Here is a 12,258-nt window from a genome sequence, read left to right as displayed (position 1 = left end):
TCCTCCTTAAAAACGTAAAAAACCCACCATAAAACAACCTGTGCTGATTAGCACAAATTCCTTTACAGTGGGTTAATAGCTAAGCATAAATGATACCAGCGATCCATCCCGCTATGTGATTGCACGTCATGAACTTCTGGCAGCTGATCGTTACCAAAGAACAATGAACGTTTCCATTTTTGATTATACCACTTTCTTGCGATGGGGTAAATTTACTTTTTGGGAACTATGGCTAAGGGCACTCATTTTAGGGAACACAAAGTATGATTAAAGTTTAAAACAACTCATACGGGAGGTTTTTATGAAATATACCGTCATTACAGGAGCAAGCTCGGGGATCGGTTATGAAACCGCGCTTGCGTTTGCAGAAAAAGGAAAGAATTTAATTGTCGCCGCCCGAAGGCAGGAAGAGCTGGAAAAGTTAAAAAGCGAAGTCCAAACGATCAATTCCGACCTTGAAGTCATCATTAAAACCGTTGATTTGGCCAATTCGGAAAATGTCCACCGGTTTTATGAGGAACTCGGAAGTTATGAGCTTGAAACGTTTATCAATAACGCCGGCTTTGGTAACTTTGACAGCGTGGGAGAGCAGAACTTAAATAAAATTCAAACGATGCTTCATTTAAATATTGAAGCACTGACCATTTTGTCCTCCAAATTCGTGGCCGATTATGAAAACGCAGAAGGTACCCAGCTGATCAACATATCATCTGGCGGGGGCTATACGATTGTAGGCAATGCCGTCACCTACTGTGCCACCAAATTTTATGTGAGCGCGTTTACCGAAGGGCTCGCCCAGGAGCTGAAAGGGAAAGGCTCAAAGTTGAAAGCAAAAGTGCTTGCCCCTGCTGCTACTGAAACCGAATTTGCCCAGCGGTCGATGGATATGGATCATTTTGAATACAGCGGCAATCTTCCAAAATTCCATACCGCCAAAGAGATGGCCCACTTTTTGCTCGATCTGTATAACAGTGATAAAGTCGTTGGCATTGTGGATGGAGAAACTTATGAATTTCAATTGAAAGATCCGATTTATCCTTATGTTTCAAGAACAAGATAATGCATGAAAAGGAACTGACTGGTAATGTCAGTTCCTTTTTCTTTTTCGTTTTGTTATCAGATAAGCAGCCGCAAGGATTATGAACCAGACAGGGGTGACAAACAAGGCGATCCGGGTATCTTTTGCAAATCCGAGCACCACGATAACAAAAGCAAAAAACAAGAGGACAACCCAATTGATAAAGGGAGAAAGAGGCATTTTGAATTTGCTTTTTGCTGCCTCTTCGGGTTTTTGCTTTCTGAAGCGCAAATGAGAAACAAGAATGACGCCCCACACCCAAATAAAACAAATGGTGGCAATGCTCGTTACCAGGATAAATACTCCTTCAGGCAGTAAGTAGTTAAGAAGAACGCCAAATGACAGGAAAAAGGTAGAAACAATCAATGCCGCTGCCGGTACTTTCTTTTCGTTCAGAGAGGCCAGGCGTTTCGGCGCTTTACCTTCATTGGCGAGCGTATACAGCATTCGTCCTGTACTGAATAAACCACTGTTGCAGGATGACATGGCAGAAGTAATCACTACAAAATTAATGACTCCCGCTGCAGCTGGTATTCCGATCAGCGAGAAGACAGAAACAAACGGGCTGCTCGCAGGGTCGATTTTGTTCCACGGATAGATGGACATAATGACGATCAGTGATCCGATATAAAAGAGAAGAATCCGGGCCGGAATGTTGTTGATCGCGCTTGGGAGCGTGGTGTCCGGGTCCTGTGCTTCACCGGCTGTAACTCCAACGAGCTCAACTCCGACAAAGGCAAAAAGGGCCATCTGAAAGGCCAGAACAAAACCGGAAGCGCCATTAGGGAAAAATCCGCCGTGGCTTACCAGATTGGAAAAGGAGGCTTGTGTTCCATGGCTTTCATGCCCCATGACAATGAGCACAATGCCAATCACAATCAGTGCAATGATGGTAATGATTTTAATGATGGCAAACCAAAACTCGATTTCACCAAAAGCTTTAACGGCCGACATATTTATCAGCAGCAGGATAAGAACCACAGCAAGGGCAGTCAGCCATTGGGGGATGGAAGGAAACCAGTATTTGACGTACAGACCGACGGCTGTAATTTCGGCCATTCCGGTCACAATCCAGCAGAACCAATACGTCCAGCCGGTAATAAAGCCGGCCCATGGTCCAATAAAGGATTCAGCAAAATGTGTAAATGAACCTGAAGTAGGATTATACAGCAGCATTTCACCCAATGCCCGCATCATGAAAAAAAGCATGATTCCAATCAGAGCATAGTTGAGCATGATAGACGGGCCCGTCAGGTGAATGGATTTTCCGGCACCTAAAAAAAGACCTGTGCCAATGGCCCCTCCTATGGCGATTAACTGAATGTGCCGGTTTTTTAAACCACGGTGCAGCTCTTCTTCTTTTTCCATAGATACACCAACCTTTTCTGCAGGATCTTCAGTAAAATATTTTCTGCGGCTAATGATTATTTACCTTTACTATTCCCGTGCAAAACCATTTGCATGACGGTTAATCATGAAAAAAAAGGGTATAGACACAACGTAATGGCAAACTTAGTTCGAAGACTATAATGGAAGTCCTGCAAGATAACGACAACACAGGAGGGTTTTGGATGAAAACAGTATGGTCGAGCATCTCGCTCGCAAGCGTGCTTTTATTCGGAGGGATTGCCGGCTGCAGTGCGCAAGATGCAGCAGGTGACGAGAAAGGCAAGCAAACTGCCAAAGAAAAAGAGAACAAGAAAACAGAACAGGAAAAAACGGCACAAGAAGGAAAAAAGGAGGAGAAGAAGCAAGCAGTAGCGCCAAAGCCAAAGCCTGCTCCCAAACCAAAGGACATAACCGTTAAAGGAGTATACATATCAGGTGCAGCAGCAGGAATGGACAGCAAGTTTAATGAGCTGACCAAGCTGGTGGATGATACAGAGCTCAACTCACTTGTAATGGATGTAAAGGGCGACAGCGGCGAAATTACATATGATTCAAACGTTGCTCAAGTTAATTCATATGGCTCTGATCAGCATCCGCCCATCAAAAACATAAAGCAGCGGCTAAAGGTGATGAAAGATAAAAATATATACACCATCGCCAGGGTCGTAACCTTTAAAGACCCGTACATGGCCAAAAAGAAGCCGGAATTTGCCATGAAAAAGAAAACCGGCGGACTGTATTATAACGACGGCATCCCTTGGGTTGATCCGTATAAAGAGCAGTACTGGGCATATGTTACCTCTGTTGCAAAGGAAGCCGCCAAGTTGGGCTTTGATGAAATTCAGTTCGATTATGTCCGCTTTCCGGATAACGGAGCTCAGGTGGACCGGGAAGTGAAATTCGATAACCCGAGCAAGAAGTCAAAAGCACAGAACATTCACGACTTTTTAACCTATGCCAAAAAAGAATTAAAACCATACGGAGTCAACGTATCTGCGGATGTATTTGGAGTATCGACGAGCGCAAAAGGCGATACTGGAATCGGACAGCAGTGGGAGTCATTGACACAGGCTGTAGATGTTATGAGCCCGATGACGTATCCATCTCATTACGGACCAGGGGAATATGGAATCAAAGTTCCTGATGCAGAACCCTATAAATTAATCAAGAGCGCCCTTCAGCCGGCGATCGACAGGGACAAAGTATTGGAGAAACAGAATAAACATACAGCAAAAATCCGCCCGTGGTATCAGGACTTTACTGCAAGATGGGTGGACGGTCATGTCACATATGGCCCTCAGCAAGTTAAAGACCAAATCCGCGCCGGAAAAGAATTGGGCATTGAAGGATATCTGTTATGGAATGCAAGTAATAGATATACCAAGGAAGCACTTCAGCCACAAAACTAGTAATCTTACAGAGGAGCAGAACAGCCTAAAAGCGGCTGTTCTGCTTATTTTAATTAGGTTCATTCCTCCGATCCAAAACAAGGAAAAAGGGCTGGCATTATCGAATACCTCGATAAAAGCATGAAATTCTACTTAAGGAGCTGCAGCTCACATGAATATTGTTGACCTTGTTCAGTCACAAGTAATCGCATCTGTAAAAGAGGAGAGAGATATAGAGAAAGCAATAAACAGTACGTCCAATATCGTTTTTCTGCTAACAGGTAATCTGTTGAACATGACAGAACATCTGGACCGGTTAAAAAGTGCCCAGAAGAGTGTTTTCATACATATTGATTTTATTGAAGGCCTGTCCAATACGAAAAGCGCCATTAAGTATATCGCTAAAAAGTGGAGGCCTGCAGGCATAATTACCACAAAGAGTTCCTTGATTAAATTCGCGAAGGAAGAGAAATTAATGGTGATCCAGCGTATGTTTCTTATCGATCATACGGCTTTAAAAAAGGGAATCAGCATTTGTGAGACGTTTGCTCCGGACGCCATTGAAGTCCTGCCGGGCTTGATGCCTAATATTATTGATCATCTGACACATCGGATCAATCTGCCCATTATTGCAGGAGGTCTCATCAGCTCCCAGGAGGATATCATTAAAGGGCTGGAAGCGGGAGCACTTGCGATGTCCACCGGGGATCCGGCGCTTTGGAACTTTGATATTTGAACGAGTACATAAAAAAAGGGGAAACGAGTTCCCCTTTTTCAGCTGATTTGTAATTGATGAATGTCCTTCATGCTTGGAAGAACATACGAAGGCTTATGAATGGATGTTCTGGCCATTTCTTCTGTGGTGATGCCCGACATCACCAGCACGGTCTGAACGCCATGATCAATGCCCATTCGTATATCGGTTTCCAGACGGTCGCCGACAATATAGCAATCTTCCGGTGTTAACTTTAAAATGTCTTTGATCACAATATCCGCTGCCAGTTTGGAAGGTTTCCCCATAATATAGTCAACCGGCTTACCGGTCGTTCCTTCAAAAGCGCCGATGATGGACCCGCAATCAGGAAGCTGTCCGTCGATCATCGGACACGTCCGGTCGGGATTTGTAGCGATGATCATCGCGTTGTTGGCGGCCCATGCCTGGTAGGCATCGTTCAGCTTGCGGTAATTGAATTCCCGGTCCCATCCTAACACCACATAATTGGCTTCCCGCGGATCGGCTGTAATCCGAATGCCTTCGCTTTGCAGTTCCTCGAATAAAGCGGCTTCTCCAATCACATAGACCGCTTCTTCCGGTTTCATTTTTTGGTTTAAGAATATTGTGGTAATGTAATTCGAATTGATGACATCTTCAATAGAAGCATCAATCCCTAATCCACGCAGCTTTTTTACATAATCATTCCGGGTCGCTATGGATTTATTGGTGAAGAAGACAACTTTGTGACCGCACTGCCGTAAATAATCGATGGATTCCTTCACGCCATCCAGGATTTTTTCCTCTACATACACGGTCCCATCCAAATCCAATATAAAACCTTTTGCCATGGCAATGCCTCCTTATGCAGAAACCCCAGCTAAAGAAGCCTTCTAATGATAAAGGCAAAAATAGCTGGGGGTTCTCTTGTTCTCTTCCCTTTGATATTGTATTACGTCAACACAGACTTGGTGTTTGACTGATGATCAATGATTTGCTGGAGTGAGTATTTGTAAGGATTGATTTCATAAATTACCGGTCCAGCAAATTGATGGCTGGTTAAATATTCACCTGCGTCTTTTGTAAAATGGTTGCCGTCACCCGGAAGCAAATGAAGATCTGCTTTTCCATCATTTTCGGATAAGTGCATAGCTCCTAAAGACGTGCCGAGCCGGTTAATCGTATCTTCCAATTCATGGCCCATGAGATTCAGATGACCAGTATCGAGGCAAGCCTTGACCTGGGTATTGTGTATCAGTTCAAGCCATTCATTCAGGTTTGAAGCCACCTGATGGCAGTAGTTCAGGTGATCGGGAATGAGGTTTTCAAGGAGTAGATCAACTCCACACGGTTTTGCCACCTCATCCAGCCTGAGGATACGCTCTGCCACTCTTTCCAGACACTCTTGCTTTTCCTCAGAAAACCAGGCGTAACCGCCATGAAAGGTAGCATGTGTCCCGCCGTAATCAGCGAGCCTTTTGATCCAATCCGTTAAGATAGAAAATGTTCGTTCGTAGACCACCGGATCAGGCGTAGCCAAATTCAGATCATGAAAGGGAAGGTGGAGTCCCAGGTTGAAACCAGTGCGATGGGCATATACCAGGTAGTCAGCTGCTTTTCCCTGTTCTGCCAGTACTTCAATGCCTCTGAACCCGGCTTCATTTAGACGTTCAAAGTCACTCAGCTGTGCATTCAGTCCAACGGACCAGCTGTTAAGCCATTTCTCCATGATTCTCTCCTTTCAACGTTGTTCCTGGATTTCCAGTTATGTCGCTGTTCAATTCCTCCAGATTCTTGCCTTTTGTTTCAGGGGCCAGCAAAACAGATACGAGCAGGCCGGCCAGGCTGATTACCGCAAAGAACCAAAGTGCTTTGGAATTTCCCCAGGCGGCGACCAGATTCGGAAACACAAGAATTCCCATAATCGAGCCAATACGGCTTACCCCGGTAGCCAGGCCTGAAGCACTTGCCCGGATACTGGTGGGGAACAATTCGGTCGGATAGACGAAATTCAGAATGCCTCCGCCCATATTGGCAAACAGAACTGCTAAACTAAAAAGAATAACTAAAAAGGCCATAGTAGGATGGGGATTCAACGCAAGAACGATTAACGCGATGGAAAGTCCGGTAAATGACGTAATAATAAGCGGCCGTCTGCCGATTCTCTCAACCAGATTAAGTCCCACAATGGCTCCAAGCAAGCCCAGAACACTCACCGTCAGGGAACCTGTGTATACCATCATTTGTGAACCATTGGTAAACGGTTTTAAAATGGTTGGTGTATACATGGAAATTCCATAGTAAGCGACTGCATAACAGAACCAGAAACCGCAGACAAAGAATGTACGCCTGAAAAGAGATTTTGTAAAAAGGGCCCCTGTTTTTTGTCTTGGTGCTGGATCGGGCTTGATGATGACTTTTTGCCCTGTGATCTTCAGCATTATTTCTTCTGCTTCTTTTTCACGTCCACGTGATGCCAGCCAGCGCGGTGACTCGGGGAGTGTAACCCTGAAAAAGAAAACAATGAGAGCAAAAACAGCACCGACCAACAGCATGTATCTCCATGCGCTCGGCCCGAGAGGAAGCATCAGCATTCCAACAAGATAGGCGGTTACTGCACCAACGAACCACATGGCACCAAGTGAAGTACTGTGTTTACCGCGGCTTTTTGTGGAACTGAATTCAGAGACCAGGGTGGCTGAAATCGGATAATCAGCCCCGATCCCAATTCCCAGTAAGAAACGGAAGAGAATAAGCTGCCACGGTGCCTGCGCGAAAGCAGTTAAGGCAGCAAAGATAACAAACGCGATCAAATCAACCACATACATTGCTTTTCTTCCGTATTTGTCTGTTAAATTTCCTAGCCATAAAGCACCGATTAAGGAGCCGATGACCGCAGACGAAGTAATCAGACCTTGAAGACCCGGAGTGATTTCCCATTGACTTAAAATGAGCGGCATGGCGACGGCAATCACCGTTAAGTCAAAACCATCAAGAAAGGTACCGGCCGCCGACAGCAGGGTGACCTTTCTTTGAAAGCGCTTTAGTTTTGGAGAATCCAAATGCTCAAAGCTCATACTCTTTTCCCCCTTTTTCTCTGTAACGTTATGGAAAAGAACAAATAAAAAGCCATAGCCAAAAAAACATGTACCATGTTTTTAATGACTATGGCTTCTCTTCATCTCCGGCCATAAAGCTACAATTTAGTTTTGGATTTCTAAATCAGTTATACAATAATCAGATAAGTCTGTCAACGGTATTTTTCAAGCTGTTTTTCTATTGTAAAACTTTTACTATGCAGGTATGATAGGAATAATCAGATAACAAGCTTAATAATTCGTATGGGTAGAGATATGGGAGAACCCTGTGAACAGATGTGTACTGCCAGTGAGCAGCACACCATTTGATCATGGGGTTTTTTATGTTGTTTAAGAGGTTATCTGATGCCAAAAAATTCAGAGGAGGAAAAGGAATGAGAGGCAGAAAGTGGCTGATTGGTATGATGGCATGTGCCATAGGATTAGGTGCAGATTTAAGCATGAACCCCTTTCAACCGGCAGCAGCTGAAAGTGCGGTACCGCGGTTGCTGATCACAGAAGTCGTTCCGGACACGGACAATTATGCAGGATATGATGCGTTTGAGTACATTGAAATTTATAATAACAGCGATCAGGAGATTAACCTAAAAGACTATCATATTGCTTCAGGCAACTGGAATACGGCGATCGAGAATCCAATCAAAATTGCTCCGTGGGATACCGTGCTGTTTTGGCCAAGAAGGCAGGAAGCCCAATCCATGACACTGGAGGGCTTCAATCACCTTTATTTCTCCTCATTCTCAGATAAATACATACAAGAAGAACACATTATGCCGATTGAAAATGTTGGAGGGCTGGTAAACAGCAGCAATCAGACGGTGTCTGTATTTGACCCGGGCGGTAAGGAAATAGTAAAGGCAAAGTACACCGGGAGCCAGGTTAGTGCCAATAAATCCATTACGTTCGGCTTTCCGGCAGATAGCAGCACTACGATGAAAACCCTGGCAGGCAGCCAATCGCCGACACCGGGCTGGATAACGCCAGGACAAGCTCCGGCCAGACCGAAACTGGATGATACGGCACCGGCTGTTCCTTCGGGCTTTCGTGCACAGGCAGGAAACGGTAAAGTCACGTTAACCTGGGACCCCAATAGAGAACCAGATCTCTATCGTTATCATATTTACAAAAATGGCAATCTCGAATACTCGGTCGATCCTTCCAAAAGTACATTCAGCTTATCTGGACTCATTGGCCATCTGAATTATGATCTCCAAATCGCGGCTGAAGATACTTCGGGAAATGTATCGCAAAAATCATCAGTTTTGCGTGTACAGCCGGATCATCAGCTGATCACGCAAACCGAACGGTCTTCCAATGACAGAAATCCCGCCTATCAAACGCTTTGGGACATTTCCAAGGACGGCCCTGTCATTCCGGGACTGGCAGAAGACCTAGTTCCACAGGGAATCGGTTATTATAAGAAAAAGAACTGGTTGTTTACGATCAATTATTTGGACGATGGCAGACCGGGGACACTTTGTGTTGTTGATGCTGCTACTGAAAAACTAGTAAAGTCACTGGTGCTTTACAATCAGGACGGAACCCCATACACCGGGCATGCAGGGGGTATTACCGTAAGTATGGATCATGTATGGATATCGTCTGAACATTCTCTGTTTACGTTAGATGTAAATGACATTGCCTCCGCTCAAAATAATGATGAACTTACATTTACAAACGAGATTCCCGTACCCGTTGAAGCGGCTTATGATGTGTATGATGATGATAAGAAAATTCTCTGGGTCGGTGAGTTTTACGAGCCAAACGCTTATCCTACTGATCCCTCCCATCATCTTGCAAACCGGGCGGGTGAGATGCAGTACGCATGGATGGTAGGTTACAAGCTTAGACCGAATAGCGATATGCTGTCTCGAGAGCAGTGGGATCCTGAAGGCAATGAGCCCGCAAAACCAGACTATGTCTTTTCCACCATCGGGAAGGTTCAGGGAGCGATCGTCCAGAAGAAGGGAATTTCTCTGGTAACCTCATACGGGCGGGCAAATGACAGTGTATTGTACCGGTATGAAGATCCGATGAAGGAAGAACCGCATCAATATGTCACAGTTGGCGGGAAAGATGTGCCTCTTTGGTTCCTTGACGGAGAAAATGCGAAGCCGGTTAAAAGTATAACAGCGATCCCCATGAAGGAGGGAGCCGTGCTCGTTAAAAGCGATCTTTATGTATCATTTGAATCGGGCGCAAACAAATATCGGTATACAGGCTCCTATCCAAGAGACCGGATGCTTAAGATTGATATGAAAACGTTAATGAAGGATGACAGGAATACGGAAAAAGAAGAGCGGAAATAAGATGAATGGCCAGTTGTCCAAAGGGCGGCTGGTTTTTTTAATTCAACTCAAACAAAAACAAATAAACAAAAATAAACAAAAGTAGTTCCCAAGATAATATATTTAAGTTATACTTTAAAACAACATAAACAAAAATAAACGGAGATAAAGGGAGAGGTAACCTATGGTACAAAGCAAATGGATTCAGGAACAAGCTTCGCAGTTGGTAAAGGGTTTACAGGAATTGGTTTACCGATCAAATTTAATTGGCTCCGACCGGGCGGTGTGTAACTGGGGCGGCGGTAATACATCAATGAAAACGACAGAGAAAGACTTCCGTGGACGGGATATTGAAGTCATGTGGGTGAAAGGCAGCGGTTCGGATCTTGCCACCATGGAAGCCAAGAATTTTACCGGACTGAATCTTGATGATATCAGACCGTTGATGGAACGTGATGAAATGCCCGATGAAGAAATGGTTGCTTATTTGTCACATTGCATGATCGACAGCAAACATCCGAGAGCATCCATTGAAACATTGCTGCACGCCTTTCTTCCGTTTAAGCATGTGGACCATACCCATCCGGACGCCATCATATCTATCTGCTGTTCAGATAACGGAAGGCAGATTGCAGAAGAGATTTACGGCAGTCGGTTTGTCTGGGTTCCTTATGTTAGGCCAGGTTTTACTCTTTCCAAAATGATTGCTGAAGGTGTAAGAAACAATCCGGACGCTGAGCTTGTTTTGATGGAGAAACATGGGCTGGTCGTTTGGGGTGATACTGCACAGGAAAGCTATGAAAAAACAATCTCAGTCATTAATGAAGCAGAGCAGTACATCAATAACCGCATGAAAGAGGAAGAGGTCTTTGGCGGGCAAAACTATGAATCTCTTTCTGAGGAAGACGCATCAAAGGTGCTGGCAAAAGTGATGCCGGTCATTCGGGGAGCGGTCAGTGATCAAAAGAAAATGCTCCTTACTTATGACCGGGGAGAGGATGTTCTGCAGTTCGTGAACAGCAAAAACGCAGCAGAGCTTTCCCAGGTGGGAGCGGCATGTCCCGACCATTTGGTTCATACCAAGCGCATACCTCTCTATATTGACTGGAATCCACAACAAGAAGATGTTGAAGTTCTGCTGGCACAAATCACATCAGGTATTGAAGCCTTTAAAGAAGAATATAAATCTTATTTTGGGCGAAACCAAAACGAAGGTGACACAATGTTTGAACCGGCTCCCCGTGTCATTTTAATCCCAGGCATCGGAATGGTCAATACCGGGAAAGATGCAGCGAATTCCAGAGTAAGCGGTGCGCTTTATCATCGGGCGATTGCAGTAATGAAAGGGACGACCGCACTGGGGAATTTTGTCTCACTGGATGAAGACGAATCTTACAATGTGGAGTACTGGCCACTTGAACTTTATAAATTGAGCCTGGCTCCTGCAGAAGCGGAATTTTCCCGTAAAGTCGCGTTCGTGACAGGAGGGGCGGGAGGAATTGGAAGTGAGACCTGCCGCCGGCTTGTTTCGGAAGGTGCTCATGTGGTGGTTGCTGACCTAAACGTGGAAGGTGCGCAACAAGTTGCGGATGAAATCAATGAAGCATACGGAGCGAACCGGGCAATGGCAGTAAAGATGGACGTTACACAGGAAGACCAGGTGCAGGCTTCTATTGATCAGACAGCTCTTTTCTATGGTGGAGTGGACATTATTGTAAATAATGCGGGCCTTGCCACATCAAGCCCGATCGACGAAACGACATTAAAAGAGTGGGATTTAAATATGAACGTACTTGGAACCGGTTATTTCCTCGTTGCCCGTGAAGCGTTTAAACAAATGAAACAACAGGGAACCGGCGGGAGCATGGTGTTTATCGGATCCAAAAACTCCTTATATGCTGGCAAAAATGCGGCAGCCTACAGTTCGGTGAAAGCACTGGAAACGCACCTGGCGAGATGCATTGCGGCGGAAGGCGGGGAATACGGCATTAGAGTCAATTCCGTACTTCCTGATGCTGTCCTGCAGGGATCTGCAATCTGGGGATCAAAGTGGCGTGAAGAACGGGCAGCAGCCTATGGCATTGAACCGGATCAATTGGAAGAACACTACCGAAAACGTACGACGTTAAAGGTGAATATCTATCCGCGGGATATTGCCGAGTCCATCGCATTCCTGGCTTCATCCAAATCCGACAGAACGACAGGATGCATGCTGACGGTTGATGGCGGTGTACCTGCTGCTTTTACAAGATAGGTGACAACGGGTCAGGGCTATTATGCCCTGGCTCATTTTTTCAATGATAAC

At 45.1% G+C, this 12,258-nt stretch carries 9 protein-coding genes; 5 read left to right on the top strand and 4 right to left on the bottom strand.

Translation table 11 applies throughout. The features are described from left to right. Positions 1-301 precede the first annotated feature (301 nt). Positions 302-1,060, top strand: a complete 759-nt coding sequence (locus QYB97_RS19415) for an SDR family NAD(P)-dependent oxidoreductase (RefSeq protein WP_301167680.1) — start codon at positions 302-304, stop codon at positions 1,058-1,060. Positions 1,061-1,087: 27 nt separating this feature from the next. Here the strand turns inward: QYB97_RS19415 and QYB97_RS19410 are convergent, their stop codons facing one another. Then, positions 1,088-2,446, bottom strand: a complete 1,359-nt coding sequence (locus QYB97_RS19410; protein ID WP_301167679.1) for an amino acid permease — start codon at positions 2,444-2,446, stop codon at positions 1,088-1,090. A gap of 203 nt (positions 2,447-2,649) precedes the next feature. Between QYB97_RS19410 and QYB97_RS19405 the strand changes: the two genes are divergently transcribed. Then, positions 2,650-3,876 (top strand): putative glycoside hydrolase, encoded by a 1,227-nt coding sequence (locus tag QYB97_RS19405; protein WP_301167678.1) that lies wholly within the window; start codon positions 2,650-2,652, stop codon positions 3,874-3,876. A 151-nt stretch (positions 3,877-4,027) separates the two neighbouring features. Then, positions 4,028-4,591, top strand: coding sequence for a glycerol-3-phosphate responsive antiterminator (locus QYB97_RS19400; protein WP_301167677.1), 564 nt, complete (start codon positions 4,028-4,030; stop codon positions 4,589-4,591). A 38-nt stretch (positions 4,592-4,629) separates the two neighbouring features. Here QYB97_RS19400 and QYB97_RS19395 read toward each other — a convergent pair whose 3' ends face one another. The 3 genes from QYB97_RS19395 to QYB97_RS19385 form a co-directional block, all read right to left on the bottom strand. Continuing rightward, positions 4,630-5,418: an HAD-IIA family hydrolase gene (locus QYB97_RS19395; protein WP_301167676.1), complete on the bottom strand. Its 789-nt coding sequence runs from the start codon at positions 5,416-5,418 to the stop codon at positions 4,630-4,632. 101 nt (positions 5,419-5,519) lie between these two features. Beyond that, positions 5,520-6,296, bottom strand: a complete 777-nt coding sequence (locus tag QYB97_RS19390; RefSeq protein WP_301167675.1) for a sugar phosphate isomerase/epimerase family protein — start codon at positions 6,294-6,296, stop codon at positions 5,520-5,522. Continuing rightward, positions 6,280-7,644, bottom strand: a complete 1,365-nt coding sequence (locus tag QYB97_RS19385) for an MFS transporter (RefSeq protein ID WP_301167674.1) — start codon at positions 7,642-7,644, stop codon at positions 6,280-6,282. The genes QYB97_RS19390 and QYB97_RS19385 overlap by 17 nt, the downstream gene beginning before the upstream one ends. 395 nt (positions 7,645-8,039) lie before the next feature. Between QYB97_RS19385 and QYB97_RS19380 the strand changes: the two genes are divergently transcribed. Together QYB97_RS19380 and QYB97_RS19375 are read left to right on the top strand one after the other, a co-directional pair. Next, positions 8,040-9,974: a lamin tail domain-containing protein gene (locus QYB97_RS19380; protein WP_301167673.1), complete on the top strand. Its 1,935-nt coding sequence runs from the start codon at positions 8,040-8,042 to the stop codon at positions 9,972-9,974. A gap of 163 nt (positions 9,975-10,137) precedes the next feature. Beyond that, positions 10,138-12,207 carry a bifunctional aldolase/short-chain dehydrogenase gene (locus QYB97_RS19375; RefSeq protein WP_301167672.1) on the top strand — a complete coding sequence of 690 codons (2,070 nt, stop codon included), beginning with the start codon at positions 10,138-10,140 and terminating at the stop codon, positions 12,205-12,207. Positions 12,208-12,258: the final 51 nt, after the last annotated feature.

Origin of the sequence: Fictibacillus fluitans, assembly GCF_030418125.1 — a bacterium.
Taxonomy (GTDB): Bacteria; Bacillota; Bacilli; order Bacillales; family Fictibacillaceae; genus Fictibacillus_C; species Fictibacillus_C fluitans.
This window is presented reverse-complemented; position numbering and strand designations above follow the sequence as displayed.

Excerpts from the sequence above, each read along its gene's own strand:
- QYB97_RS19385 (WP_301167674.1), bottom strand. The coding sequence starts at position 7,644 with ATGAGCTTTGAGCATTTGGATTCTCCAAAACTAAAGCGCTTTCAAAGA.
- QYB97_RS19415 (WP_301167680.1), top strand. The coding sequence starts at position 302 with ATGAAATATACCGTCATTACAGGAGCAAGCTCGGGGATCGGTTATGAA.
- QYB97_RS19395 (WP_301167676.1), bottom strand. The coding sequence starts at position 5,418 with ATGGCAAAAGGTTTTATATTGGATTTGGATGGGACCGTGTATGTAGAG.
- QYB97_RS19380 (WP_301167673.1), top strand. The coding sequence starts at position 8,040 with ATGAGAGGCAGAAAGTGGCTGATTGGTATGATGGCATGTGCCATAGGA.
- QYB97_RS19390 (WP_301167675.1), bottom strand. The coding sequence starts at position 6,296 with ATGGAGAAATGGCTTAACAGCTGGTCCGTTGGACTGAATGCACAGCTG.
- QYB97_RS19400 (WP_301167677.1), top strand. The coding sequence starts at position 4,028 with ATGAATATTGTTGACCTTGTTCAGTCACAAGTAATCGCATCTGTAAAA.
- QYB97_RS19375 (WP_301167672.1), top strand. The coding sequence starts at position 10,138 with ATGGTACAAAGCAAATGGATTCAGGAACAAGCTTCGCAGTTGGTAAAG.
- QYB97_RS19405 (WP_301167678.1), top strand. The coding sequence starts at position 2,650 with ATGAAAACAGTATGGTCGAGCATCTCGCTCGCAAGCGTGCTTTTATTC.
- QYB97_RS19410 (WP_301167679.1), bottom strand. The coding sequence starts at position 2,446 with ATGGAAAAAGAAGAAGAGCTGCACCGTGGTTTAAAAAACCGGCACATT.